The sequence below is a fragment of the Pseudomonas sp. LBUM1673 genome (assembly GCF_059695645.1).
This window is the reverse complement of the sequence record NZ_CP166780.1, coordinates 1,834,695-1,859,619: the sequence shown is the minus strand read 5'-3', so window position 1 is coordinate 1,859,619 and position 24,925 is coordinate 1,834,695. Positions and strand designations below refer to the sequence as shown.

At 57.6% G+C, this 24,925-nt stretch carries 24 protein-coding genes and 2 pseudogenes; 18 read left to right on the top strand and 8 right to left on the bottom strand.

The genetic code is table 11. From position 1 onward, the window contains the following. Positions 1-56: 56 nt before the first annotated feature. From paaK to ACA044_RS08390, 12 genes are all read left to right on the top strand, one after another. Positions 57-1,382 carry a phenylacetate--CoA ligase PaaK gene (gene paaK, locus ACA044_RS08445; RefSeq protein WP_497445951.1) on the top strand — a complete coding sequence of 442 codons (1,326 nt, stop codon included), beginning with the start codon at positions 57-59 and terminating at the stop codon, positions 1,380-1,382. Between the two features lie 667 nt (positions 1,383-2,049). After that, positions 2,050-3,039 (top strand): 1,2-phenylacetyl-CoA epoxidase subunit PaaA, encoded by a 990-nt coding sequence (paaA, locus tag ACA044_RS08440; RefSeq protein ID WP_497445950.1) that lies wholly within the window; start codon positions 2,050-2,052, stop codon positions 3,037-3,039. Between the two features lie 27 nt (positions 3,040-3,066). Continuing rightward, complete coding sequence (gene paaB, locus ACA044_RS08435) at positions 3,067-3,348, top strand: 1,2-phenylacetyl-CoA epoxidase subunit PaaB (protein ID WP_007943393.1); 282 nt, start codon at positions 3,067-3,069, stop codon at positions 3,346-3,348. Positions 3,349-3,356: 8 nt separating this feature from the next. Next, positions 3,357-4,118 carry a 1,2-phenylacetyl-CoA epoxidase subunit PaaC gene (paaC, locus tag ACA044_RS08430; RefSeq protein WP_497445949.1) on the top strand — a complete coding sequence of 254 codons (762 nt, stop codon included), beginning with the start codon at positions 3,357-3,359 and terminating at the stop codon, positions 4,116-4,118. Continuing rightward, positions 4,105-4,638: a 1,2-phenylacetyl-CoA epoxidase subunit PaaD gene (paaD, locus tag ACA044_RS08425; protein WP_497445948.1), complete on the top strand. Its 534-nt coding sequence runs from the start codon at positions 4,105-4,107 to the stop codon at positions 4,636-4,638. The genes paaC and paaD overlap by 14 nt, the downstream gene beginning before the upstream one ends. Before the next feature lie 33 nt (positions 4,639-4,671). Further along, positions 4,672-5,748, top strand: a complete 1,077-nt coding sequence (gene paaE / locus ACA044_RS08420) for a 1,2-phenylacetyl-CoA epoxidase subunit PaaE (RefSeq protein WP_497445947.1) — start codon at positions 4,672-4,674, stop codon at positions 5,746-5,748. A 137-nt stretch (positions 5,749-5,885) separates the two neighbouring features. Then, positions 5,886-6,194 (top strand): DUF485 domain-containing protein, encoded by a 309-nt coding sequence (locus ACA044_RS08415; protein WP_497445946.1) that lies wholly within the window; start codon positions 5,886-5,888, stop codon positions 6,192-6,194. Next, complete coding sequence (locus ACA044_RS08410) at positions 6,191-7,834, top strand: cation acetate symporter (protein WP_497445945.1); 1,644 nt, start codon at positions 6,191-6,193, stop codon at positions 7,832-7,834. The genes ACA044_RS08415 and ACA044_RS08410 overlap by 4 nt, the downstream gene beginning before the upstream one ends. Positions 7,835-7,868: 34 nt before the next feature. Beyond that, positions 7,869-9,122: an OprD family porin gene (locus ACA044_RS08405; protein WP_497445944.1), complete on the top strand. Its 1,254-nt coding sequence runs from the start codon at positions 7,869-7,871 to the stop codon at positions 9,120-9,122. A 57-nt stretch (positions 9,123-9,179) separates the two neighbouring features. Then, entirely contained in the window at positions 9,180-11,249 is a 2,070-nt protein-coding gene (gene paaZ / locus ACA044_RS08400; RefSeq protein ID WP_497445943.1) for a phenylacetic acid degradation bifunctional protein PaaZ, read from the top strand. Between the two features lie 518 nt (positions 11,250-11,767). Then, complete coding sequence (locus ACA044_RS08395) at positions 11,768-12,253, top strand: hypothetical protein (RefSeq protein WP_497445942.1); 486 nt, start codon at positions 11,768-11,770, stop codon at positions 12,251-12,253. 75 nt (positions 12,254-12,328) lie between these two features. After that, positions 12,329-12,619, top strand: a complete 291-nt coding sequence (locus ACA044_RS08390; RefSeq protein WP_497445941.1) for a hypothetical protein — start codon at positions 12,329-12,331, stop codon at positions 12,617-12,619. Positions 12,620-12,656: 37 nt separating this feature from the next. Here ACA044_RS08390 and ACA044_RS08385 read toward each other — a convergent pair whose 3' ends face one another. Then, complete coding sequence (locus ACA044_RS08385; protein WP_497445940.1) at positions 12,657-13,244, bottom strand: TetR/AcrR family transcriptional regulator; 588 nt, start codon at positions 13,242-13,244, stop codon at positions 12,657-12,659. Positions 13,245-13,381: 137 nt separating this feature from the next. On the opposite strand from ACA044_RS08385, the gene ACA044_RS08380 reads away from it, so the two are divergent. Together ACA044_RS08380 and ACA044_RS08375 are read left to right on the top strand one after the other, a co-directional pair. Next, positions 13,382-14,143 (top strand): SDR family NAD(P)-dependent oxidoreductase, encoded by a 762-nt coding sequence (locus ACA044_RS08380; RefSeq protein ID WP_497445939.1) that lies wholly within the window; start codon positions 13,382-13,384, stop codon positions 14,141-14,143. A gap of 92 nt (positions 14,144-14,235) precedes the next feature. Next, positions 14,236-14,895, top strand: a complete 660-nt coding sequence (locus tag ACA044_RS08375; RefSeq protein WP_497445938.1) for an NADPH-dependent F420 reductase — start codon at positions 14,236-14,238, stop codon at positions 14,893-14,895. Between the two features lie 214 nt (positions 14,896-15,109). Here ACA044_RS08375 and ACA044_RS08370 read toward each other — a convergent pair. From ACA044_RS08370 to ACA044_RS08360, 3 genes and pseudogenes are all read right to left on the bottom strand, one after another. Continuing rightward, positions 15,110-15,656: pseudogene (locus tag ACA044_RS08370) on the bottom strand (transposase); the annotation flags it as partial. 455 nt (positions 15,657-16,111) lie between these two features. Continuing rightward, the gene (locus ACA044_RS08365; RefSeq protein ID WP_497445937.1) at positions 16,112-16,402 is read right to left on the bottom strand and encodes a YciI family protein; all 291 of its coding nucleotides are present in this window, start codon (positions 16,400-16,402) and stop codon (positions 16,112-16,114) included. Beyond that, positions 16,399-17,217 carry an NAD(P)H-dependent oxidoreductase gene (locus ACA044_RS08360; RefSeq protein WP_497445936.1) on the bottom strand — a complete coding sequence of 273 codons (819 nt, stop codon included), beginning with the start codon at positions 17,215-17,217 and terminating at the stop codon, positions 16,399-16,401. Before ACA044_RS08360 ends, ACA044_RS08365 begins: the two co-directional genes overlap by 4 nt. A gap of 89 nt (positions 17,218-17,306) precedes the next feature. On the opposite strand from ACA044_RS08360, the gene ACA044_RS08355 reads away from it, so the two are divergent. Then, the gene (locus tag ACA044_RS08355) at positions 17,307-18,227 is read left to right on the top strand and encodes a LysR family transcriptional regulator (protein ID WP_497445935.1); all 921 of its coding nucleotides are present in this window, start codon (positions 17,307-17,309) and stop codon (positions 18,225-18,227) included. Here ACA044_RS08355 and ACA044_RS08350 read toward each other — a convergent pair. Further along, on the bottom strand, positions 18,211-18,645 hold the full coding sequence (locus tag ACA044_RS08350; RefSeq protein ID WP_497445934.1) for a response regulator transcription factor: 435 nt from the start codon (positions 18,643-18,645) through the stop codon (positions 18,211-18,213). The two genes, ACA044_RS08355 and ACA044_RS08350, sit on opposite strands and share 17 nt — an antisense overlap. Before the next feature lie 803 nt (positions 18,646-19,448). Between ACA044_RS08350 and ACA044_RS08345 the strand changes: the two genes are divergently transcribed. From ACA044_RS08345 to ACA044_RS08335, 3 genes and pseudogenes are all read left to right on the top strand, one after another. Further along, positions 19,449-19,580, top strand: a complete 132-nt coding sequence (locus ACA044_RS08345) for a hypothetical protein (protein ID WP_497445933.1) — start codon at positions 19,449-19,451, stop codon at positions 19,578-19,580. An 80-nt stretch (positions 19,581-19,660) separates the two neighbouring features. After that, on the top strand, positions 19,661-20,164 hold the full coding sequence (locus tag ACA044_RS08340) for a helix-turn-helix domain-containing protein (RefSeq protein WP_497445932.1): 504 nt from the start codon (positions 19,661-19,663) through the stop codon (positions 20,162-20,164). A gap of 152 nt (positions 20,165-20,316) precedes the next feature. Then, positions 20,317-20,454: pseudogene (locus ACA044_RS08335) on the top strand (flavodoxin domain-containing protein); the annotation flags it as partial. A 5-nt stretch (positions 20,455-20,459) separates the two neighbouring features. Here ACA044_RS08335 and ACA044_RS08330 read toward each other — a convergent pair. The 3 genes from ACA044_RS08330 to ACA044_RS08320 form a co-directional block, all read right to left on the bottom strand. Then, positions 20,460-21,074, bottom strand: coding sequence for a helix-turn-helix transcriptional regulator (locus ACA044_RS08330; RefSeq protein WP_497445931.1), 615 nt, complete (start codon positions 21,072-21,074; stop codon positions 20,460-20,462). A 108-nt stretch (positions 21,075-21,182) separates the two neighbouring features. Then, positions 21,183-21,788: a response regulator transcription factor gene (locus tag ACA044_RS08325; RefSeq protein ID WP_497445930.1), complete on the bottom strand. Its 606-nt coding sequence runs from the start codon at positions 21,786-21,788 to the stop codon at positions 21,183-21,185. Positions 21,789-21,817: 29 nt separating this feature from the next. Continuing rightward, positions 21,818-24,919, bottom strand: a complete 3,102-nt coding sequence (locus ACA044_RS08320; protein ID WP_497445929.1) for a sensor histidine kinase — start codon at positions 24,917-24,919, stop codon at positions 21,818-21,820. Positions 24,920-24,925: the final 6 nt, after the last annotated feature.

Below are 24,925 nucleotides of genomic sequence, written 5' to 3'. Positions count from 1 at the left end.
GCACTCTAAGCCCTTGTGCGAAAGGGCTGAAACACAAAAATAATTCGAGTGAAGTTATGAACATGCCAATTGCCAAAGCCGTGCTTGATCCAGTGCTGGACCCGATTGAAACCGCCAGCATCGACGAACTCCGCCAGCTCCAACTGGAGCGTCTTCGCTGGAGCCTTAAACACGCGTATCAGAACGTGCCGCTGTACCGTCAACGCTTCGATGCGCTGGGTGTGCGCCCGGATGACATCAAATCGCTGGAAGACTTGGCGAAGTTTCCTTTCACCACCAAGTCCGACCTGCGCGATAACTACCCCTACGGCATGTTCGCCGTGCCGATGCATGACGTGGTGCGCCTGCACGCTTCCAGCGGCACCACCGGCAAACCGACCGTCGTCGGCTACACCCAGAACGACATCGACACCTGGGCCAACGTGGTCGCCCGCTCGATCCGTGCGGCGGGTGGCCGACGTGGCGACAAAGTGCATATTTCCTATGGTTACGGCCTGTTCACCGGCGGCCTCGGCGCCCACTACGGTGCCGAACGCCTGGGTTGCACGGTGATTCCGATGTCCGGCGGCCAGACCGAAAAACAGGTGCAGCTGATCAAGGATTTCCAACCAGACATCATCATGGTCACGCCGTCCTACATGCTCAACATCGCCGATGAAATCGAGCGTCAGGGCATCGACCCGCACAAACTGGCGCTGCGCCTGGGCATCTTCGGCGCCGAACCCTGGACTGCCGAACTGCGCAGCGCCATCGAGAATCGCCTGGGCATTACCGCTCTGGACATCTACGGCCTCTCGGAAATCATGGGGCCAGGCGTTGCCATGGAGTGCGCGGAAACCAAGGACGGGCCGACGATCTGGGAAGACCACTTCTACCCGGAAATCATCGATCCGGTCACCGGTGAAGTGCTGCCGGACGGGCAGATGGGCGAGCTGGTGTTTACGTCGCTGACTAAAGAAGCGCTGCCGATGATCCGATATCGCACCCGCGACTTGACGCGTCTGTTGCCGGGCACTGCGCGGCCGATGCGGCGTATCGACAAGATCACTGGGCGCAGTGATGACATGTTGATCATTCGTGGGGTTAACGTGTTTCCGACGCAGATTGAGGAGCAGGTGCTGAAAATCAAACAGCTTGCGGAGTGTTATGAGATTCATCTGTATCGCAATGGCAACCTGGACAGCGTTGATGTGCATGTGGAGCTCAAGGCTGAACATCAGCATTGGGGGGATGATCAGCAGAAGGCTGTGTGTGCGGAGTTGAGTCGGCATATCAAGACGTATATCGGGATCAGTTCGCGGATTGTTTTGCAGCCTATGCATTCGATCAAGCGGTCTGAGGGCAAGGCTTGTCACGTGATGGATAAGCGCCCGAAAGCATGACTGCTGCACCCTTTATGGCCCCGCTTTTGCGGGGTTTTTTTTGGGGGATCTGTGTACATATCCGTTTCTGATCGTTCCCACGCTCCGCGTGGGAATGCATCCCGTGACGCTCCGCGTCACCCATGCGCAGGACTCAAGCCTCAGGTCGTCAGCGGGACGCAGAGCGTCCCCGGCGGCATTCCCACGCGGAGCGTGGGAACGATCACTACAGGCAAACACGTGCACTTGAATTCAGGTCGGCCGGTAGGCCGCCTCGCCTTTGATTTTGATCTTGATCTGCCCCGTCGGAAGGCCGAGTGGAGGTTCTGCGCAGTGGACACCCCGGCATGGATGCCGGGCTAGCCGCCCCCGGCCATGGATGGCCGATGGCGGGCCCACGGAGCAGGACCGGAGCGAGGGTATGCCAAGCCTAGGCGAGGCACCGTACGTCAGGGCGAGAGCGTTTGGTTACTGTGCGCTTTTCAAAGTGCCCCGCCGTAAGGGCGGAACCCTTAGCCGCCGATACCGAAGAAACGGATATGCACGCATAACCCCGCCCCAAAACAACCACTCATCCCAAAGCGATACAAAAACGCATACGACACGTTATTTTGTGTTTGATATTAATTTCCGTATCGCTTATAAAGTTCTCCATGCCATCAAACAGATTCACGGCGGGAGGCCCCCCATGTACGCACAGCTTGTAGAAACCGGCGTCAAGCGCATAAAGGACCTGTCGGAGATGTCCGACCAGGAACGCGTCTTCCAGGAAAAAATCGATTCAGAAATCAAGATCGAAGCCAAAAACTGGATGCCCGATGCCTATCGCCAAACCCTCATCCGGCAGATCTCCCAGCACGCCCACTCCGAAATCGTCGGCATGCTGCCCGAAGGCAACTGGGTCACCCGCGCGCCATCGCTCAAACGCAAACTGCAATTGATGGCCAAAATCCAGGACGAAGCCGGCCACGGCTTGTACCTCTACAGCGCCATGGAAACCCTCGGTGCCGACCGCGATGAAGAAATCGCAAAGCTGCACAGTGGCAAAGCCAAGTACTCGAGCATCTTCAATTACCCGACGCTGAACTGGGCTGACATGGGCGCAGTGGGCTGGCTGGTGGACGGCGCGGCGATCGTCAATCAGGTCGTGTTGCAGCGCACCTCCTACGGCCCCTACTCCCGGGCCATGGTGCGGATCTGCAAGGAAGAGAGTTTCCACCAGCGCCAGGGCTACGAAATTCTTCTGACCATGATGCGCCACGGCAATCAAGCGCAAAAAGACATGGTCCAGGACGCGATCAACCGCCTGTGGTGGCCGTCGCTGATGATGTTCGGCCCAAGCGACGAAAACTCGCCAAACAGCGCTCAGTCCATGGCCTGGAAAATCAAGCGCCAGAGCAACGACGAACTGCGCCAGCGCTTCATCGACCAGACCATCCCGCAACTCGAATTGCTGGGCTGCACCTGCCCAGATCCGGACCTGAAGTGGAACGCCGAACGCGGCCACTATGACTTCGGCGAAATCCAGTGGAACGAATTCTACGAAGTACTCAAGGGCAACGGCCCGTGCAACCAGGAACGCGTTTCCACCCGTCGCAAAGCCATTGAAGACGGTGCCTGGGTCCGCGAAGCCGCGGTCGCTCACGCTCGCAAAAAACAGAACAAGAACGCCGCCTGATCGGCCACCTGATGTGGAGTCACTGATATGTCCGAATGGACCCTTTTCGAAGTTTTCGTGCGCAGCAAGCACGGCCTCAACCACAAGCATGTCGGCAGCGTGCACGCCGCCGACACCACCATGGCCATCGAGAACGCCCGCGAGTTGTACACCCGCCGCAGCGAAGGCGTGAGCCTGTGGGTCGTGCCTTCGGCGCTGATCACCGCCTCCTCCCCTGATGAAAAAGACCCGCTGTTCGACCCGTCGGACGACAAGGTTTATCGCCACGCCAGCTTCTACGAGTTGCCGGCCGAAGTCGGGCACATGTGAGGTCGACCATGAACAACCAGACTGATCTGATCGAATACCTGCTGCGCCTCGGCGACAGCGCCCTGATCCAGGGCCAGCGCCTGTGCCAATGGTGCGGCCACGCCCCGGCGCTGGAAGAAGAACTGGCGCTGATGAACGTCGGCCTCGACCTGGTGGGCCAGGCACGCAACTGGCTGGAATACGCCGCCGAACTGCTCAACGACGGTCGCGACGCCGATCACCTGGCGTTCCACCGTGATGAGCGTGCCTATCGCAACCTGCTGCTGGTGGAACAACCCAACGGCGATTATGCGGTGACCATCCTCAAGCAATTTCTCTACGACGCCTGGCACCTGCAAGTACTCAGCGGCCTGAGCGAGTCCAGCGACGAGCGCATTGCCGGAATCGCCGCCAAAGCAGTCAAGGAGGTCACCTACCACCTGCGCCGCTCGGGCGAATGGGTCGAGCGTCTGGGTGACGGCACCGAAGAAAGCCACCGGCGTATGCTCGCGGCCATCCCTGAGGTCTGGCGTTTCACGGTCGAGCTGACCAGTGCTGACGACAGCGAACAACGCCTGAGCGCAGCCGGTATTACCCCGGATACCGCGCAGGTCGCCGCGGCCTGGCAAGCCAAGGTCAGCGAGATTTTCGCCAGCGCCACCCTGCCCGTGCCTGCCGCACCGAGCTATTTCTACCTGAATGCACGCAAGGGTCTGCACACCGAACACCTCGGCATTCTGCTGGCCGAGATGCAATCACTGCCACGAGCGTACCCCGATGCAACCTGGTGAGCTGATCGCCAGCGACCAGGGTGCACGGCCGGCTCAACCAACCGACCTGACGGCTGCCTGGGCGACATTGGCGCAAGTCATGGACCCGGAAGTGCCGGTGGTCAGCGTGGTCGATTTGGGCATCGTTCGCGGTCTCGACTGGCAGGCCGGACATCTGCACGTGGTCGTCACACCGACTTACTCCGGTTGCCCCGCCACCGAAGTAATCGAAAGCGACATCCGCGAGGCGCTGGAACTCGCCGGGTTCAAGGCACCGCAACTGGAACGCAAATTGACCCCGGCCTGGACCACCGAGTGGATCACTGACAGCGGTCGCGAACGCCTGCGCGCCTACGGCATCGCGCCGCCCGAGGGCAGCACCAGCAAGCGCAGCCTGCTCGGCGAAAGCCCGGTGATCGTCTGTCCGCAATGCGGCAGCGCACACACCGAAGTGCTTAGCGAGTTTGGTTCCACCGCGTGCAAGGCACTGTACCGCTGCGTTGATTGCCGCGAACCGTTTGACTATTTCAAGTGCATCTGAGCGGCAATCGGCCGTCCCAGCTGGAGAATAACAATGAGTAAATTTCACAGCCTGACCATCAAGGACGTGCGCGCCGAGACCCGTGACGCGGTGTCCATCGCCTTCGAGATTCCGCAGCACTTGCAAGACAGTTTTCACTTCACTCAGGGCCAGCACCTGGTGATGCGCACCCAGATGGACGGCGAAGAAGTCCGTCGCTCCTATTCGATCTGCACCGGGGTCAACGACGGTGAACTGCGCATCGCCATCAAGCGCGTGGCCGGCGGACGTTTCTCGGCATTTGCCAATGAGCAGTTGAAGGCCGGGCACAGCCTGGAAGTGATGCCGCCGGCCGGGCACTTTCATGTCGAACTCGACCCGACCCGCCAGGGCAACTACCTGGCGGTCGCGGCGGGCAGCGGCATCACGCCGATCCTGTCGATCATCAAGACCACCCTGCAAACCGAGCCGCACAGCCGCGTCACGCTGCTGTATGGCAACCGCTCAAGTTCCGGCGCGTTGTTTCGCGAACAACTCGAAGACCTGAAAAACCGCTACTTGCAACGCTTGAATCTGATCTTCGTGTTCAGTCGCGAACAGCAGGATGTCGACCTGTACAACGGCCGGATCAACGCCGAGAAATGCGAGCAGCTGTTCTCTCGCTGGCTCGACGTCAAAGCCCTCGACGCCGCCTTCATCTGCGGCCCGCAGGAGATGACCGAAACCGTGCGCGACAGCCTGAAAGCCAAAGGCATGCCGCACGAGCGCATCCATTTCGAACTGTTTGCCGCCGCCGGCAGCCAGCAAAAACGCGAAGCCCGCGAGGCGGCTCGGCAGGTTGATGCCGCCGTCAGCCAGATCACCGTCATCAGCGACGGCCGCGCCCTGGCCTTCGACCTGCCGCGCAACAGCCAGAGCATCCTCGACGCCGGCAACGCCCAAGGCGCCGAACTGCCTTACTCGTGCAAGGCCGGCGTGTGCTCGACCTGCAAATGCAAGGTCATCGAAGGCGAAGTGGAAATGGACAGCAACCATGCCCTGGAAGATTACGAAGTGGCCGCCGGCTATGTGCTGTCGTGCCAGGCGTTTCCGGTAAGCGACAAAGTGGTGCTGGATTTTGATCAGCTCTGATTACTCCACACCCACAGGGTCCACGCAATACCTGTGGGAGCGTGGCTTGCCCGCGATAAGGGCCGCAGGACCTTCTTTCAGCGTGAAACCGTAAACCCGCTTCACCCCACAACAAAAACAACAACAGAGAGCGCGCCATGACACCCAAAGACGTAGAACTCATCCGGCAGAACCCCGACTTCATCCAGTTGGTACGCCGCAAACAGAACCTGTATTGGTCGCTGTCGCTGATCATGCTGGTGATCTATTTCGGCTTCGTCTTACTGGTGGCGTTCTCCCCCGCCACCCTAGGCCAATCCCTGAGCGGTGGCGTGACCACCGTGGGCATGTTGGTGGGTGTGGTGATCGTGGCAATGGCGTTCGCATTGACCGGTTTCTACGTTTATCGCGCCAACAACGTGATCGATCCGCTCAACGAAAAGCTCAAACAGGAGTGCGCCCGATGAGCCGTCTTCTTGCGTTATTCCTGCCTCTGGCCTTTGTCGCTGACTTTGCGGCAGCGGCCGACGGCGCGTCCCGCCCGCTGAACTGGACCGCGATCGGCATGTTCCTGGTGTTCGTGCTGTTCACCCTCGGTGTGACGCGCTGGGCCGCGCTGCGCACTCGCTCCGCCAGCGATTTCTACACCGCTGGCGGTGGCATGACCGGTTTCCAGAACGGTCTGGCGATTGCCGGCGACATGATCTCCGCGGCGTCCTTTCTGGGCATCTCGGCGATGATGTTCCTCAATGGCTATGACGGCTTGCTCTACGCCCTGGGCGTACTGGCGGGCTGGCCGATTATTCTGTTCCTGATCGCCGAACGCCTGCGCAACCTTGGTAAATACACCTTTGCCGACGTGGTCTCCTATCGCCTGGAACAAACCCCGGTGCGCCTGACCTCCGCCTTCGGCACCTTGACCGTGGCCCTGATGTACCTGGTGGCGCAGATGGTCGGCGCCGGCAAGCTGATCGAATTGTTGTTCGGCATCGATTACCTCTACGCGGTGATGCTGGTCGGCGTGTTGATGGTGTTCTACGTGACCTTCGGCGGCATGCTCGCCACCACCTGGGTGCAGATCATCAAGGCCGTTATGCTGCTGTTCGGCACCACGTTCATGGCGTTCATGGTGCTCAAGCATTTCGGTTTCAGCACCGAGGCGATGTTCGCCGGGGCCACTGCCGTGCACGCCAAGGGTAACGCGATCATGGCGCCCGGCGGTTTGCTGTCGAACCCGATCGATGCAATCTCGCTGGGTCTGGGCATGATGTTCGGCACCGCCGGCCTGCCGCATATCCTGATGCGTTTCTTCACCGTCAGCGACGCCAAGGAAGCGCGCAAAAGCGTGTTCTACGCCACCGGATTTATCGGTTACTTCTACTTGCTGCTGATCATCGTTGGCTTCGGCGCGATCGTCATGGTCGGCACCGATCCAGCGTTCCGTGACGCCAACGGCGCAATCATCGGCGGCGGCAACATGATCGCGGTGCACCTGGCCCAGGCCGTGGGTGGCAACCTGTTCCTCGGCTTCATCTCGGCGGTCGCCTTCGCCACCATTCTCGCGGTGGTTGCCGGGTTGGCGTTGTCCGGCGCCTCGGCGGTGTCCCACGATTTGTATGCCTGCGTGATGCGCAAGGGCCAGGCCAGCGAACAGCAGGAAATCCGCGTCTCTCGGATTGCCACGCTGTGCATCGGTGTCCTGGCAATCATCCTCGGCCTGTTGTTCGAATCGCAGAACATTGCCTTCCTCTCCGGACTGGTGCTGGCCATCGCCGCCTCGGTAAATTTCCCGGTGTTGTTCCTCTCGATGTACTGGAAAGGCCTGACCACCCGCGGCGCGGTGACCGGCAGTCTGGCGGGGCTGATCTCGGCGATTGTCCTGCTGGTGCTGAGCCCGGCGGTGTGGGTCAACGTGCTGCATCACGACAAGGCCCTGTTCCCCTACTCCAACCCGGCGCTGTTTTCCATGAGCCTGGCGTTCTTCAGCGCCTGGGTGTTTTCCGTCACCGACACCTCACCGCGTGCAGCCCTTGAGCGTGGCCGTTATCTGGCGCAGTTCATCCGCTCCATGACCGGCATCGGTGCCTCCGGCGCCAGCAAACACTAAACAACGATCGATCTGATGGCAGGGAATAAAAATAATGAAGCCCGCGCGTACCGCATCCTACGAATCACTGTTCTCGCTCGCCGCCGTATTGAGTCTGCCCATGGTCGCACCCAGCGCCATGGCTGACTTCATCGACGACAGCAAGGCCCGCATTGAAATGCGCAACCACTACATCAATCGCGATTTCCGTCAGGACAACGCGCCGCAATCCAAGGCTGAAGAATGGGCACAGGGATTCACTGCGCGCATCGAGTCCGGGTTCACCGACGGTACATTCGCCTTCGGTCTCGACGCGCTTGGGGAGTTGGGGCTGAAACTCGACTCCAGCCCGGATCGTCGTGGCACCGGGCTGCTGCCCTTTGGCCCGAACAGCCATGAGCCGGCTGACGAGTTCAGCCAACTGGGGCTGACCGGCAAGCTGCGCGTATCCAAGAGCGTATTGAAGCTTGGCACCCTGCAACCCTTGCTGCCGGTAGCGACCTACAACGACACCCGTCTGCTGGGTTCAACCTTTGAGGGCGGCTTGCTGACCAGCCAGGAAATCAGTGGCCTGACGGTCAATGCGGGGCGCCTGACCAAGGCCAACCTGCGGGACTCGTCCAGCAACGATGACATCGGCTACGGCGCCGCCAGCAGCGATCACTTCGACTTCGCCGGCGGCAGCTACGCCTTCAGCCCGCAGCTGAACCTGAGCTACTACTACGGCAAGCTTGATCAGATTTATCGCCAGCAGTTCGTCGGGCTGGTGCATACCCAGCCGCTGGGCAACGGTTTCAACCTACGCAGCGACGTGCGCTATTTCGATAGCCGAGGGGATGGCGTCGAGCGCGCCGGGCGTATCGACAACCGCAATTTCAACAGCATGTTCACCGTGTCCCACGGAGCCCACAAGGTCAGTGCCACGTACCAGCAGTTGTCCGGCGACAGCGCCTTTCCGTTCCTCAACGGCGGTGATCCCTACGTGGTCAACCTGGTGACCTACAACACCTACACCCGCGCCGACGAGGATTCCTGGCAGCTGCGTTACGACTATGACTTCGCGGCACAAGGCATCCCCGGCCTGACCTTCATGACCCGCTACACCGACGGTCGCCACGTTAAATCCGGCAGCGTCGACAACGGCCGCGAGTGGGAGCGTGATACCGACATCAGTTACGTCATCCAGAGCGGCGTGTTCAAGGACGTCAGCCTGCGCTGGCGCAATGTGACCTTCCGCTCCGGCAATGGCTTGAATACCGCCATCGATGAAAACCGGCTGATCGTCGGTTACACCGTGGCGCTTTGGTAATCCCGAATGGCGCGGTCGCGGCCGCGCCAACACTTTTCATCACCAGGAGCAATCGTGATGTCCTCTTCACCTACACTGCACGCCCCTACTCTGCAGAGTTTCATCGCCGGTCGCTGGATCGGCCAGCACGGTGCCCAGGTGCTGCGCAGTGCCATCGACGGCCATGAAATTGCGCGCACCCACGAAGAGCGCCCGGATTTCGCCGAAGCTGTCGAACACGGCCGTCGCCAGGGCGTCAGCGGCTTGATGGCGCTGGACTTCCAGCAACGGGCCCAGCGTCTCAAGGCACTGGCCTTGTACCTGAGCGAACGCAAAGAGCAGCTCTACGCCATCTCCCACCACAGCGGCGCCACCCGCGCCGACAGCTGGATCGACATCGAAGGCGGCAACAGCACGCTGTTTACCTACGCCAGCCTCGGCTCCCGCGAACTGCCATCAGGCAATATCGTCCACGAAGGCCCGGCGATGCCGCTGAGCAAACTTGGCACCTTCGCCGGCACGCACATTCTGGTGCCCCGTGGCGGCCTGGCGGTGCACATCAACGCCTTCAACTTCCCGATATGGGGCATGCTGGAAAAGTTCGCACCGAGCTTTCTCGCCGGCATGCCGTGCATCGTGAAACCGGCCAGCGCCACCAGCTATTTGACCGAAGCCGTGGTACGGCTGATGGACGAATCCGGTTTGCTGCCCGCAGGCAGTTTGCAGTTGATCATCGGCAGCACCGGTGACCTGCTCGATCGCCTGCAAGGCCAGGACGTGGTGACCTTCACCGGCTCGGCCGACACCGCCGCCAAGCTTAGGGTCAATCCAAACCTGATCCGTAACTCGGTGCCCTTCAACGCCGAAGCCGACTCGCTGAACTGCGCAATCCTCGCCCCGGACGTAACGCCGGACGACGAAGAGTTCGAGCTGTTCATCAAGGAAGTCGCCCGGGAAATGACCACCAAGGCCGGGCAGAAATGCACCGCCATTCGCCGCGCGATTGTCCCGGCCAACCACATCGATGCGGTCGCGACCCGCCTGCGCGATCGACTGGCGAAAATTGTGGTTGGCGACCCGTCGGTGGAAGGCGTACGCATGGGCGCGCTGGCGTCTCACGATCAGCAAAAAGACGTCGCCGAGCGTCTGGAAAGCCTGTTGCAGAGCAGTGATCTGTTGTTCGGTGCCCGTGATGGTTTCGAGCCGCGCGGTGAAAACGTCAGCCAGGGTGCGTTCTTTGCGCCGACGTTACTGCAATCACGCGACCCGCACGCCGAGGGCGGTGCTCACGATATCGAAGCGTTCGGCCCGGTCAGTACCTTGATGGCCTACGACGATCTGGACGAAGCACTGGTCCTGGCAGCTCGCGGTAAAGGCAGCCTGGTGGCCAGTTTGATCACCAAGGATCCACAGATCGCCGCCAAGGCAATCCCGGTAGTGGCTGCCTGGCACGGCCGTTTGCTGGTGCTGGACCGCGAATCTGCCGTCGAATCCACCGGCCACGGTTCACCCCTGCCACAACTCAAACACGGCGGCCCGGGTCGTGCCGGCGGCGGTGAAGAGCTCGGCGGTTTGCGCGCGGTGAAGCACTACCTGCAACGCGCGGCGGTGCAAGGCTCGCCGACCATGTTGGCGGCGGTCACCCGCGAATACGTGCGTGGCGCCAAGGTCATCGAAACCGAAGTGCATCCGTTCCGTCGGTTCTTCCAGGACCTGCAGATCGGCGAGTCATTGCTGACTCACCGCCGCACCGTGACCGAAGCCGATTTGGTGAACTTCGGTTGCCTGTCCGGCGATCATTTCTACATGCACTTTGACGACATCGCCGCCAAGGAATCGCAATTCGGCAAACGCATCGCCCACGGTTACTTCGTGCTGTCGGCGGCGGCCGGCCTGTTCGTGTCCCCGGCGCCCGGCCCGGTCCTGGCCAACTACGGCCTGGACACCTTGCGCTTCATCAACCCAGTGGGCATCGGCGACACCATCCAGGCGCGCCTGACCTGCAAACGCAAGATCGATCAGGGCAAAAACAGCCCACAAGGTACTCCGCAAGGGGTGGTGGCGTGGGATGTGGAAGTCATCAATCAGTTGGGCGAACTGGTGGCCAGTTACGATATTTTGACTTTAGTAGTGAAGCACGCGGAGTAATCGCACTCAAAAGCATTGAGCGCTCAAGCCTGCTTCTCACCAGCAGGCCTGAGCACGTCAGTAATGCTTATTCACCAACATCAGGCTGAGTCCAAAACATATCCGCCGATTGAAGGAGATGCATGGCATCTATACCCTGATCGGTTGCCTGCGAGCGTAGCGCCCTGCGCTTTTGAATGCTATGTGTCGTCAGCTGCATGCCGCGAACAGACCTCAAGCGACAGTATTCAAGGCAACTCACAACCCCAAAGAGTTAGACGTCCCTTACCTTCGTTTCGCAGAGGCACACGTCCAAAGCTGGCTATATTGCCCCATATTTTCGAATGCCCGTGCTGACGACGTTGGCATAGAAATTCAGTTTGCTCCGTCTTAAGCGTTGAAACGGTACCAACACTGATCAAGTTGCCAACGCGGCCAAGCACTGAGGTGTGGGCATAGAGAATGCTGGGTATTCATCTACGATTCATTGAGTGGTTCAAGCGGCTTCAACTTGCTAGCAGCAGGCATAGGACACTCCCATGCAACCATTATCAGCTTTTTTCAGACGCCAGCCTCTAGAAGCGGCAGACTCAATTGCACCGCTTAAACCAAAAAACCTCCTGTGTTGGTTTTCGATCATCAGCTTCATCCTGATCAGCGCCATAGCTATCGGACTGGGTTGTGTATCGACTCGCTTCTTGGTTATCGAAAGCCTGGCGCGCGACGCCCTGTTATCAGCGCAATTTATCCAGACCATCGCCAAGGGTGAGATACGTCACCACGGGCTGGCCGGGATGCGGATGGGGGACGTTCTGGTAGCCACCCATTATGGAATGCTGTCGGAAGAAATGTCTCTGAATCGGCACCGTGCCCGCTCCGAGTTCCTCGACCACTTATCACACCTCCCCGATTCACTTTTGATCAGCATCTACTCCCCGCGTAGGACGGTAATGTGGTCGACCAATCCGCAGCTTATCGGGCAAAAATTTCTGAATAACGAAGCACTTGAAGCGGCTTTCAGCTAAAAAGACCGGGTTTCCACCAAATATAGTAATGCTGATGAGCGCCGTCCCGAACAGCAATTTTTACTCGCGCCCAAAATGTTCTTTATCGAGAGCTACATCCCCCTAGTAGATGATTTGGGGAATATCCTGGCAGTGGTTGAAATCTACAAAGAGCCGAGGGACCTGATCAAACGCCTCAATCGGGGCCACTGGATCATTTGGCTGTCTACAGCGCTGGGCGGTCTGCTGCTTTATTTCGGGCTGTATTGGATTGTTCGACGGGCATCGCTCCAACTGGGATCGCAGGAGGCACAACTCGTCGCCAACAAGACTTACGTGGGCGCGGGTGCGCTTGAGCGCACCGCTGTTTATACAGTGACTGGATAAGATGAAAGCTTCTGATGAGAATGTTCCGGCTAACATCCTACATATCTGATGGCCAATTCGACATGGCCTGATCAATCACCATTTCCAGTGTTTCACGACTGAAACCGGCCTTGGCCTGAACAGCCATGCCGTGGAGCACAGCGCATATGTAGGTGGCCAGTACTGCGCAGTTGGCCGTTTTTGGCAGATCACCCTCCCGTCGGGCTCGTTCGAAGCGCTCCCGCAGCGATGCCTCCCCAGCAGCCCGGGCATCGATAAGAGCTTGCCGAATCGGTTGGGCATCGTCCGTGCCGGCGATTGAGCCGTGGATACCCAAGCATCCGGTGTGCTCCGGATAACGAGTGTTCAGCTCGACTGCACTGCGCAGGATGTGTTCAGCCACCTCGCGCGAGGTCGATTGCTCCAGCGCCGCAGGGAAGAACGAAAGGTAATGTTCGTAATAGCGTTCGAGAGCACGTAGGAATAGCGCTTCCTTATTGCCAAAAGCCGAGTAGAGGGCAGGACGCTCGACACCTGTGGCCTTCGTCAGATCGGTGTACGACGAACCTTCGTAGCCCTTGCGCCAGAAAACACCGAGCGCGGCGTCGAGTGCCTGTTCCACGTCGAACTCGCGATGACGGCCCATTCTAATCACCTCATTTTTCATAACGAGCGATATTAAATCGCTTGACGCTGCATGTCCAATAACATAACGTCAGTTACGGTAATGATCATTACGAATATGCCCGCGGCTCGGACATCACTCATAGACACGAGGTTCACATGCAAAAATCGTTGTTAGGTAAGGTCGCACTAGTTACCGGCGGATCACGCGGACTTGGCGCCGTTACGGCGCAAGCACTCGCAGATCAGGGCGCTGATGTTGCAATCAGCTATGTAGCTTCGGCCGATAAAGCGGAGGCAATTGTCGCAAAGCTGAAGGCCAAAGGCGTCCGTGCTCTGGCTATCAAAAGTGATCAGGCCGATATGTCCGCGGCAAAACCGATGATCGACAAAGTGGTAGCCCACTTTGGAAAGCTCGACATCCTCGTCAACAACGCCGCTATCGCAGTCCAGGGCAAGACGGTCGACGATCCCGAACTGGACACTAAAAATCTTGATCGGCAATGGCAGATCAATGTCATGGGTTCGGTGGCAGTAACACGCGCAGCCGCTCCACTTCTGTCTAACGGCGGCCGTATCATTTTCATTGGTTCCCTGCTGGGTACTCATGTGCCTTTTCAGGGTGCTGCTGATTATGCGGGCTCTAAAGCCGCTCTCATTGGCTATGCCAAAGGCGTAGCGCGCGACTTGGGAGGTCGCAATATCACGGCAAACGTCATCCAGCCCGGCGTCATGCCCACCGACATGGCAGCAGATGTGCTGGGCGACAATGGCGCTCCTGAGGCTTTGCTTGATCTGCACCCCATTCGACGCATCGCTACGCTCGAAGAGGTCTCGGCCCTTGTTTGCTTCCTCGCAGGGCCTAATGGAGGTTACATGAGCGGTGGTGTGATTGATGTAGCGGGTGGACTGAGTATCTGACCACCCAGCGTTACGCAGCCCTTCTAGAATATAAAACAGAGAGATAGCGGTGCTCTTCTCTGCCGCTATCTCCCCAACCTGAAATTGAGAATATGATCGTCATTGGTATCATCGGCGCTGGCGAGGTAGGCAGTCAGATTGCACGCGCCGCCATTGCGAACGGCTACAACGTTGTCATATCCAACTCTCGCGGCCCCGAAACGCTTAAGGATCTAGTCGACGAACTAGGGCCATTCGCGCGCGCCGCTACGGCTCGTGATGCAGCTGCACAAGGCGATTTAATCGTCATTGCAGTGCCGCTGAAGCTGGTAAACAACATGCCGGCGGTAGAGCTAGCCGGCAAAATAGTGATCGACACCAATAACTATATGATCTGGCGAGACGGCCACTATCCGATGATCGACTCGGGTGAGAAGACCGCTCACGAACTGCGTCAGGAGCAGCTTCCAGCCTCCAAGGTGGTAAAGGCTTTCACGCATATTCAGGCTCCTCGCATCACGCTCTGGAACCGCGCTAAGGGTTCACCGGAGCGTCTTGCCCTAGCGCTATCCAGTGATTTTCCAGAGGCCGTGGAGTGGGTGGCGCAGCTATATGATCAGTTTGGTTTCGACGCCGTAGATCACAGCCCACTGAGCGAGTCATGGCGTAATGCGCCCGGTCAACCGGCCTGGCGGCAAGAGCGGCAGACCCAGGCCGAACTGACAGCCAATCTTGCCAAGGCAGATCCTGCACTCACCACCAATGGCGGTTGACGTCTTCCTCATTGCCTTTTTTGTGCTGGTCAGGGCTCGGCCCTTGCAACAGCGAACGCACATCGATACTTAGCAATACAGCGGGGCATCGTTCGAGCCCGCAATGGCCAGTCTTGCCTCTTGGGCAGAGCGGCCCGCGCGAACTCGGCCCGCAGGGGATTACGGTCAATCTTGTCCTGCCCGGATCGACCGATACCGAGTCGATCCCGGCCAATGTCGAAAGTGCCGATTTCCAGCGCAGCCTATCATCGGTCGGCGACTCGATCTCCTCCATTCGCCGCTGAAGCTTGGCGCTGGTGAAGTTGCGGTCGCGGTTGTTAACCGCCTTGAACTTGCTGCCATCGATGGCCACAAGCGCTTCAGAGAACAGGCCAAGCTGCTGGCACAGCACCACGAACTGCCAACAGACGCCGCGGATTGCTTTGCCGTAATCCTTGCGGAAGTTAGCGATGGTCTTGAAGTCCGGCATCAAACGTCCGGTCAACCACATCAACTCAACGTTGCGCTGGGCTTCTCGCTCAAGCCGGCGGCTGGACTGGATGCGATTGAGATAACCGTAGATATAGATCTTCAGGAGGTCGGCAGGATGGTGAGCGGGCCGACCTTTTTCAACCGGGACGACACCTTCAAAACCTAGCTGGCCGAGATCGAGTTCATCGACGAAAACATCGACCACCCGCACCGGGTTAGTGTCCGCCATCCAGGCTCTCGGGAAGCAGCGCGCTTTGGCCCCGATGCTCTCCCTGGACAAAACGCTTCATAGGCATCCCCCGCTGATTTGAATCCATCAAATCACCGCAAGGTCGGTGCCAACGTTTTTACACAGTCTGGGCCAAAAGCGGCCACTACTCATGGGCTGTGCTGGGTAGTCAGTTGGTGAAGCTCACCGCCGCCTAGAAACGTTCAAATGATGAAGCAGGAACGTCTTAGTTTCTTCAAATCTCGACTGCGCTCCGCTGTCTCATAAGCTCAGCAACTGGCTGTTCGCGTACCGCAATTGAGCATCTGCTATTCAGCACTACGACACCCCGGTGTAGACCTAAGGCCTGCTCCGGGGAACTGATTCAAATCGATTAGATAGAGCACAGCGCACGGGCCCCCACGTCTGGCTCGCTACTTGCGCCTTGAGAGAGGCCGAAAGCGTATTGCTCCATCCCGGCTTAGCGCAGCGTGCATGCTGCGAGCGAATCTTGCTGCAGCATCCGCTGATCGTTAATCAAGAGGAAACGAGTCTCTCGTAGTCAGAGAAGGGCTTGAGCGCACAATACTGCACGTGTAGCAGATTCTCTTTGACGTAAGGCAGCGCCTCGATGTATTCACGAGCCTCTTCGAAGGTGGCAGACTCTAACTCAAACGCTGCACCGGGACCAGCGGCCAGTCCATGGACTGCGCGAACAATACCGTCGGCGAAGCCTTGCCAAACGTGTAATACCTCCGGTTTCGCTAGTCGCTTGAAGTCCTCTGCCGTTCCATCAGCACGGCGAGTCAGAATCACGAAGGTTTTCATAACACACCCTTCGTTTCAAGCGGCTGCGGCTGTGCTGTTTCGCCACAAGCGATGTGCGCCATTATGCCGGTCTGGCCGACGGCCACATGCCGTTTAAGCTCGTTGCGGGGAGTGTAGTCCCCGCCGTTTTGGGGCCGGAAGGGTATTGGCGCGTCGGTGAACAAATCCTCGAGACGGGTGCGCCAAGCCTCTTTGGCTGCGGTAGCATCCGCGGCGGTCAAGTTGCCAGTGCCGTATATGGCGAACGTAGGCAGCACATCGAACCCAGGAAAGTAGAGCGAGCCGTGCGTGATCGGAAACACCAATTGCTCAAGTGGTCCGTTGATACCGCGCGGCGAGTAGTCTTCTGCGGGTCCGCCGACAGCGACTGACAACATGGCCCGCTTTCCCTTGAAGGCCCCGTCACCATAGCGGTAGGCGTTGCCAGCGTCCTTGTAGCCGTGGGCGAGTCCGGCTGCCCAAACGCGATCTATCCATCCCTTCATGATGGCCGGCATGCCGTACCACCAAAGTGGAAACTGGAAGATGACAGCATCTGCCGCTAAAACCTTGTCTTGCTCTGCCGCCACGTCAGGGCTTTGGCGGCGACGACGGTAGGCGTGGGAGGACTCTGCGCCGAACGACAGCCGCTGAAGGTTGGCCCGCTCAGGAAAGTCGTGCTCGTCGAACGTTGCTTTCCAGCCCATGGCGTATAGATCGGATTGCAGGACCTCGTGCCCTTGCGCAGTCAAGCATTCAACAGAAACATCCACCAGTTGCCGCGTCAGCGACGAAGGCTCGGGATGGGCATAGATGATCAGTACTCTTTTCGACATGAATGACGGCTCCGCTGTGATGTCGATGAAGTGTCGCGGGGCTCGGACAATCTGTGAAATCGCAAAATTTTCCTGCTAGCATAAGCTCGATGGATACCAGACGCCTTGATCTCAATCTGCTTGTTACATTGGAGGCCCTTCTCATCGAGCAGAACGTGACTAGGGCGGCCGCCCGTCTGCATTTGAGCCAGCCAGCGGTCAGTGCACAGTTGGGCCGCCTGCGCGCCGTCTTCAACGATCCTCTTCTGATCCCCGCGCAGCGTGGAATGACCCCCACCGTCAAAGCCTTAGAGCTGCTCGTCCCGCTTCGCCAAGCACTTGACCAAGTGAGGGCCGCCGTCACTACTCACCTAAATTTCGAGCCCGCGACGGCGAGCTTAACGGTATCAATCGCCTGCACGGATTACGTGCAGGCGGCCTTGATCAAACATCTCGTTGTCGCCATGCGACGCGAAGCGCCGGGTGTCCGTATCGCACTGCGCATCCTGGACGTACCACAACTGGAGCTGCAGATGACCCGCGGCGAGGTGGATCTAGCCGTGATAAACATGAACGGGGCTCCGCCCGCACTGCGCTCGCAACACCTCTATGATGAGAGTTACGTGCTGATCGGGCGCCGTGAGCATCCAAGCCTGCGCGCGGACCTGACTGTGGATGAGTTCGCGCAGCTGGAACATGTCGTTGTGTCACTACGCGGCGGAGGCTTCTCTACCTCGGTGGATAACGCCTTGGTAGCGCGGGGGCAGCGGCGTAACGTAGTTCTGTCAGCGTCGTCATTCCTTCCAGTACCGGAGTTGGTCGCGCAGTCGGATTGTGTGGCCCTGGTTCCACGTCGTCTCGTAGAAGGTCGGGGCGAGCAGCTGCTGTGCGTAGCCCCCCCATTGCCGGTGGAAGGTTTTGCGATTGGCATGTTCTGGCATGAGCGGTCGGATGGGCACGCCGGCTTCAGATGGGTGCGTGAGTTCATCGCTCTCGTAGCCGATTCTCGGGCATCTATGCTAACAGGGTAGAACCCGGTTCAACTGAATCGAACAGTCTGGCTAGGTAGTTATCCTCACCGGCCAGATCGGCAGTGCGCCGCATTATGGCCCGGATGCGTGCTAGCATTTCGTCAAGTGAAAACGGCTTGATGAGATAGTCATCGGCACCCTCGTCAAGTCCAAAGATCCGGTCAGAGATTTCACCGCGCGCACTGAGCACGATGACCGGAAGACCGGGATTGCCCGCACGCAGGGTCGGAACGAGTGAGAGCCCGTCACCGTCCGGCAGGGTGCGGTCCAGCAAGACTAGGTCGAAGGGGGCGAGCATCGCCGCCACCCGCGCGGTCGCCAACCGGTCGGCGTGATCGACAATGAAGCGCTCCCGCTCCAGCGCTACGCGCAGCGTATCAGCCAGTTGAAGCTCGTCCTCGATCAGTAAAATTCTCACCTTAGCACCTCATATCTGCGCCGCCGAACCTTGCAGTAATTGTCTTCTTGCACCCGCTGATCTTGAGGCTCGCTGAAGCAATTTAACAAGGCATAAGGGCGATGTGCAGCCAGTTAAATTTGTTTCCGCTCTTCATTACACGCTAATCCCTTTGGGCGACAGCGAATGCTGTGTCGATTTTGGAGTAGGCAGCGCCGTAGATGGTATCCAAACCAGTCGTTGCACCCCTTTCCCGGGAAGCACACAATCTTAGATACGCTCTCTGGTGCGGTTGGTGTTTCGCTCATCAGCATTTCATTCCTTGCAAAAAGCTTTTGGCCTGATGCCTACTTACGCGGACAAAACTATAGCGTCAACTGGCTATTACTTGATTCGTGGAAGACTTGTGTGAGCTGTAGTGAGTGCCACTACTGGGTGGCCGAACTAATGTCATAGCCAGTCGCAATAATTTCCAGGATTTCGCATTATTTCGAAAACCTACACGTGCCATCAGCGACGGCGGCGCCCAATGACTTCAATCATTCCCGGGCAGCTCCCGGCGAATTGTGGTACGTCTACAACAAACACCTCAGCGGCGTTGATCAAATCCGCAACGCCCCCCCACCGCTTTACCAAATGATCTATCCAAATCCCTCCGCCGAACGCTGGTTCCATCCAGACCACACCGTATTAAGCCTACCCTGCCTATTAATAATGATTTTCTATAAATATTCCTCGATGACATAGCATTTGCTCAAGCATCTTCTGTCGCTCTGCACAGAAGTTCGTAGCGGTCCTGTAAATTACGTAATCTGGAGAGCACTATGAGCAACCCTGAATTCTTCGTTACTCCAAATGACGGTGAGAAGGAACCATCCAGCCATCTTGTACCGCTCATAGTGGCAATTAACGCGAACTACCTGAATTTAATTACGATTCAGAAGCGTGAGCTATGAGGTGGAGTATCGGTACAAGTCACTTGCTGGCTAACACCGCTTCCAGCCATCCTGAACGAGTAAAACAGGCGAGGCAGCTGTTGACGTTGCTGATCGAAACGAAGCGGGTCATTCACTGTGATCCCAACACTGCTTCGACTTATATTAATCAGGCGATCGCGTTGCTGGCAGTCGACAATCAACGCGACCATGCGCCGCATAAGCAGAGAGGCGGGCTGGCCCGCTGGCAGATCTTGCGTGTAGACACATTCATAAAAGAACACATCGATCAGTGCATACGGACTACCGAACTTGCATCGTTACTGGGCTTGAGCGTCAGTCATTTTTCGCAAGCGTTTAAACAGACGACCAGCATAATGCCGCTGATGTATGTGGCCGCCGCGCATGTAGAAGCGGCGCGGCGAGTTATGCTCTGTTCGGCGCACTCCTTGAGCTACGTGGCGCTGAGTCATGGATTCTGCGACCAATCACACTTTTGCCGTGTATTCAGACGCGAAACAGGCTTCTCGCCGCAAACCTGGCGAAATCTGCATGCACCCAACGCACGGCTGCATGCTTCCCTACCTGATTCTTCAACCCAATAAGCTGCACAAGTCAGCAGTGCATCATGACTGGCGCCAGTGCAGCTGCATAACGGCGCCATATTGAAATCTGCCCAAGATGCTCGCTTGGGCTGGCGAGATACACCCGAAGTGCGGGTATCCAATCGTGTAAATCACGCAATGAAGAACTAACAATGGCTAAAGTTTTAGTGCTCTATCACTCCATGTATGGTCACATTGAGACCATGGCGAACAAGATCGCCGAAGGTGCGCGCAGCGTTCCAGGGACAGAAGTTGTGGTAAAGCGGGTTCCTGAAACGATGAACGAAGAAGTGCGCTATGCGCTGCACACTGGGGTCCTAATAATGGCCAATGTTATGGGAGAGGTACTGGTCTGTTCCTCGTATAACCCTGCATCGCACAAACGTCGCCAAGTCTGGGGTGTAACTCCAATCTGGCGGCGGAAGGTACGGATGAAGTGGGATTGGTCACAGAATCCGTGGCTATGGGCGATATCGGTCAGCGAGGAGTCGGTCGTGAGCATAATCTGTCGAGCAGATTCGATGCGGCGACGTGCGACGTAAACCAGTGGCGTTACACCAAAGGTGTTTTTAAAAGCATGGGAGAAATAACTGACACTCAGGCCTAGAGCAGCAGCTAACTGAATTGTGCGTATTGATGAGTCGAGGTTAGCGTCGACGTAATCAACCAACCGTTTAACTTGCCAACTGGGTAGGCAGCCATGGCGACTTTTTAACTGGCTATTACTCTTTTGTAACATGGCTAGGGCACGGGTCAGGCATAGGCACGCTGAGTCACGATCAATGCTCAAATGCGCTTGAGCATCTCTTAGCAATAGCATGACGCTGTCATAGGTTTCGTCGGGAATACAGCGCTGAGTCTGACTGTCTACTGCGATTACCGGGGTAATGGCATGCAAGGCGGCACGCATGGCGGTGCTCCACTGTGGATCTTTATGTCCATGGAGCCATGCTATGTCGTGCACAGAATGGGTATAAGACAACAATGGGGGGCGCTCGCCCCCCTCAAAAGTGGGGTGCTACACAGTAATAATGCCGCGCTGAATGCCGAGGGTGACCGCATGGGTACGGTTGCTAGCACCTAATTTGTCCATGATGTTCCGTAAATGCCCCTTGATGGTGTCCTCCGCGACCATAAGCTCTGCGGCGATATGTTTATTGGGTTTACCCATAGCCACACATTGCAGAACCTGGACTTCACGAGCGGTCAGGCAGTCGTGGCTTAAGTGATCAGCCAGCTCAACAGCTATCTCTGCCGGAAAATGACTTTTGCCTGCAGCGATAGAGCGGATGGCATCCAGCAACTCTTTGCGCAGGCTACTTTTCAATAAGTAGCCGATGGCTCCCGCCTTGATTGCATGCAATGCGCGTACATCACCCCGATACGTAGTCAAGATGGCAATGCGTGCGCAAGGAAACTCGGCGCGGATGGCATGAATCGCCTCGATGCCATCCATCTCGGGCATTTGTATATCCATTAGGGTGACGTCCGGGCGCAGCGAGCGAAATAGCTGAAGCGCTTCGCAGCCATTGGTCGCCTCGCCGACCAGTGCTATGTCTGATTGGGCCTCAAGGACGGCGGCTATACCCTCGCGCAGCAGAGGGTGGTCATCAACGACCAGCACGCTTATCTGTTCTTTCTCCGAGTGCACACTTAGGTCCTCAGTTGGGTCAATGCTCGTAGCCACAGGCTGAGACGTCGGGGGGTACTTCGATAGGCTGTTAACGCGGGTACGGTCAGTTGAATTTCAGTGCCACTGTGGGCTCCTCTTTGAATAGACAGCCGTCCGCCTATTTTTTGAGCCCGCTCCAGCATGCCGTGTAAGCCCCAGTGATTGGGGCGGATGTTGGGAGGCAGATACTGGGGGTTGATGCCGCTACCATTATCGCCAACGCTTAGCTGAAATGAGTGTTGGGAGTAGATGATGCGGATTTCTACGTTCTTTGCATTGGCATGTCGGAAGGCATTCATGATCGCTTCGTAGCCTATCCGGTAGCTTTCCTCACCGACGATAGTGTGCAGCGGCAGCGGCGTGCCGTGGCTGCTCAGAGTAAAGCTGGTACTGCCTTCTAGCTGCAGCTCACACGTGACAGCAGCAAAAGCATTGATCAGATTCAGAGCAGGCTCGTTTAAATCACGCAGATTATTCACCCGCTCTCGTGCCTCCACTAAAACTTGATCTGCACGGTCTAGCGCGCTCTCCATTTTGCATCGCGCTGGATGAGTGTTGGGGATTTGCTCTGTGGCGGCCTGGAAACTTAACATAAGGCCCTGCACACCCTGGAGTAAGGTGTCATGCAACTCACGGGCGATTCGCTCACGCTCGGCGTGTCGCTCCTCAAGGCGATCCCGCAGATTCTGGGCTGAACGGCGAATATTGAACCGATGCAGCATCCCTAAAATACTTACCACCGCTAGACCGCTCAGCATTAGAAACAGGGGGGTGCGGTAGAAAACTGGCTGAATACTGAAGCTTAGCACCGCTTCCTCGGTGCTTAGTAGTCCGTCCTGATTGGAGGCTAAGACGCGAAACCGATAATCCCCAGACCCGAGCTCTGCATAGGTGGCGCTACGCTTTGAGCCCGCCGGCTGCCAATCCGTGTCCACGCCCTCCAACAGATGGCGAAAGTGCAAGCCTTGCATACCGGATAGACTGAGCGCTGTATAAGAGATTTCGATGCTTTTAGGCTCTGCTCCCAGCTGTGACAACTCACTTGGTCGGGGCTCCTTACCATCCACATTGAATGATTGGATTACTACCTTGGGGGCGGTTTTACTCTGTACGTAGCGAGTCGGGTCAATCCAAGTCACGCCCTTACTGGTGCTAAACCATAGACGTCCATCCGTAGTACGCACTGCAGTGGGTAATGGGAGTAGATGGTGTGGATCATTGGCCAAGCCACCCATCACCTCAAAGCTGCGGTAACGTATATGGTATTGCGGGTCAGCGATGGCGCGATTTAATTCACTTGCGGTCAGTTGGTAGACACCGGCTTTGCCATGAAGCCAGAGATCATAGCTACCATCGCCTTCTGGGTCCTTGGGAGGCGAGGCTAGGATCGCGTAGATATTATCGAACAGCCCATTGTCCGGTAGTTGAAGGCTGTTGAAGCGCTCACCATCGAAAAATGCCACTCCACGCTGGCCACCAACCCAAGTGAGATTATCCTGATGCAGCATCGCCGTGACATGACCAACATTTAAACCGTCGTCTGCTCCCCAGTGTCGCGGTACTTCGTCGTCATAAGTCACGATCAAGTTATTTCGGTAGCCGAACCAGAGCCTACCAAGAGCATCAGTGGTAGCAGTGACAGGCATTAATTGGCTTGGATCTGTACTAGGCGGCGCAACTATTGACCAACGCCCGCCTCGAAGAACAAACAGGCCCTTACGATTGATAGACGCCCACAGATTGCCCTTTTCATCAAGAGTCATCGCGCGGACGGCTGAGTCAAGCGCATCCTGGGTTGGTAATGATGCAACTCGCTCGACTTTGTCTCCTTGCGCACGCCAAATGCCATTGCTGCCGGCCATCCATATATCACCGTTAACATCACCGAAGGCATTACTAATTGGTGCCGGGATATCCTGGATAGCCAACCCCGCACTGCTAAGGCGCATTGCCGGGAGGTTGCTGGTACCTGCCCAGACACTGCCTGCAGCCCCGGCAACCAATGCGAAATTCTGAGCGTAGTGTGGAAATGCCGCCGAAACCATTGCCCTTGGCCGAAAACGGTCCAGCCCGGAGCGAGTGCCCACCCAAATATTGCCGTCGACATCTTCAAGTATTGGGAGAACGTTGTCTGCACTCAGGCCATTTTTGACCAAAAACTCTTCTTGGTGCCCGGATGCATCAGCTAACGAAAGTGTCCCGAGGCTGTTAGAGGCAGGCACGTAGCGAACGCCCTTACCGTTGGTACCCACCCATAACGCCCCGGCGCTGTCGAATAACAAGCTGTGAGCACCATCGATTACGGTCACCTCGGTAGCCGCATCGCCCTCCTTTGGCACGATTCGGCGTAGCGAACCGCCATATCGTTCGGCCATCCAGATGGACCCATCTGGAGCCTGAGCCATCTGACTCACCCAACCAACCGCAATGCCTGCATCGATAAAAGTTCGAGCGCCCGGCGGCAGGTAAAAAAGGCGATCTTCATTTGCTGCCCACAGCGTACCACCGCGGTCGACGAGCACAGCTCGGGCATTTCCTCCCGGAAAGTTCCAGTCGGAACTGATACGTTGCCAAGAGTTACCGTCAAAACGTGCCAACCCATTATTGGCGGCGATCCAAACTGCGCCACTGTGATCTTTGGCGATGCTATATATCACCCCGCCAGGCAATCCTGCACTAACCGGGTAGGTGGTTATGCCTGCGTCGGTGATCAGGCTCATGCCCCCATTACGCAAGCCGGCCCACAAGCCTTCATCCTCCGCCTTGAGTACGGAAATGATGCCAAGCGGATTGCCGTTCGGTGATGTGTAGCGCTCGAAGTCCAGCCCATCAAAACGGTAGAGCGAATCATTGGTTCCGAGCCAGAGGTAACCGTCTCGGGTCTGAGCCAAGGCCCCGACCTGGCTAGGGCCGTCATCAGCGGCGGTCCAACGGTGGTGCTCCAGTTTTTGCATTAAATAGTCGGAGGCCGTTACCGCCGCACTGAACCATTGCAGGCAAACCAGTAGCATATAGATCGTGCATGTGCGCCAGCGTGGGCTGGGTATCTGCTGTTGGGTTGAGGAAGAGCCCACTACGCTCATCACCGC

What these genes read in the sequence shown, in the direction of transcription:
- paaK (WP_497445951.1), top strand. Translation starts at nt 57, where the DNA reads ATGAACATGCCAATTGCCAAAGCCGTGCTTGATCCAGTGCTGGACCCG.
- ACA044_RS08390 (WP_497445941.1), top strand. Translation starts at nt 12,329, where the DNA reads ATGTTCTTTATCGAGAGCTACATCCCCCTAGTAGATGATTTGGGGAAT.
- ACA044_RS08385 (WP_497445940.1), bottom strand. Translation starts at nt 13,244, where the DNA reads ATGGGCCGTCATCGCGAGTTCGACGTGGAACAGGCACTCGACGCCGCG.
- ACA044_RS08415 (WP_497445946.1), top strand. Translation starts at nt 5,886, where the DNA reads ATGACACCCAAAGACGTAGAACTCATCCGGCAGAACCCCGACTTCATC.
- paaZ (WP_497445943.1), top strand. Translation starts at nt 9,180, where the DNA reads ATGTCCTCTTCACCTACACTGCACGCCCCTACTCTGCAGAGTTTCATC.
- ACA044_RS08330 (WP_497445931.1), bottom strand. Translation starts at nt 21,074, where the DNA reads ATGCGTGCCGCCTTGCATGCCATTACCCCGGTAATCGCAGTAGACAGT.
- ACA044_RS08395 (WP_497445942.1), top strand. Translation starts at nt 11,768, where the DNA reads ATGCAACCATTATCAGCTTTTTTCAGACGCCAGCCTCTAGAAGCGGCA.
- ACA044_RS08365 (WP_497445937.1), bottom strand. Translation starts at nt 16,402, where the DNA reads ATGAAAACCTTCGTGATTCTGACTCGCCGTGCTGATGGAACGGCAGAG.
- ACA044_RS08320 (WP_497445929.1), bottom strand. Translation starts at nt 24,919, where the DNA reads ATGAGCGTAGTGGGCTCTTCCTCAACCCAACAGCAGATACCCAGCCCA.
- ACA044_RS08345 (WP_497445933.1), top strand. Translation starts at nt 19,449, where the DNA reads ATGAGCAACCCTGAATTCTTCGTTACTCCAAATGACGGTGAGAAGGAA.
- ACA044_RS08375 (WP_497445938.1), top strand. Translation starts at nt 14,236, where the DNA reads ATGATCGTCATTGGTATCATCGGCGCTGGCGAGGTAGGCAGTCAGATT.
- ACA044_RS08380 (WP_497445939.1), top strand. Translation starts at nt 13,382, where the DNA reads ATGCAAAAATCGTTGTTAGGTAAGGTCGCACTAGTTACCGGCGGATCA.
- ACA044_RS08360 (WP_497445936.1), bottom strand. Translation starts at nt 17,217, where the DNA reads ATGTCGAAAAGAGTACTGATCATCTATGCCCATCCCGAGCCTTCGTCG.
- ACA044_RS08405 (WP_497445944.1), top strand. Translation starts at nt 7,869, where the DNA reads ATGAAGCCCGCGCGTACCGCATCCTACGAATCACTGTTCTCGCTCGCC.
- paaE (WP_497445947.1), top strand. Translation starts at nt 4,672, where the DNA reads ATGAGTAAATTTCACAGCCTGACCATCAAGGACGTGCGCGCCGAGACC.
- ACA044_RS08355 (WP_497445935.1), top strand. Translation starts at nt 17,307, where the DNA reads ATGGATACCAGACGCCTTGATCTCAATCTGCTTGTTACATTGGAGGCC.
- paaD (WP_497445948.1), top strand. Translation starts at nt 4,105, where the DNA reads ATGCAACCTGGTGAGCTGATCGCCAGCGACCAGGGTGCACGGCCGGCT.
- paaA (WP_497445950.1), top strand. Translation starts at nt 2,050, where the DNA reads ATGTACGCACAGCTTGTAGAAACCGGCGTCAAGCGCATAAAGGACCTG.
- paaB (WP_007943393.1), top strand. Translation starts at nt 3,067, where the DNA reads ATGTCCGAATGGACCCTTTTCGAAGTTTTCGTGCGCAGCAAGCACGGC.
- ACA044_RS08410 (WP_497445945.1), top strand. Translation starts at nt 6,191, where the DNA reads ATGAGCCGTCTTCTTGCGTTATTCCTGCCTCTGGCCTTTGTCGCTGAC.
- paaC (WP_497445949.1), top strand. Translation starts at nt 3,357, where the DNA reads ATGAACAACCAGACTGATCTGATCGAATACCTGCTGCGCCTCGGCGAC.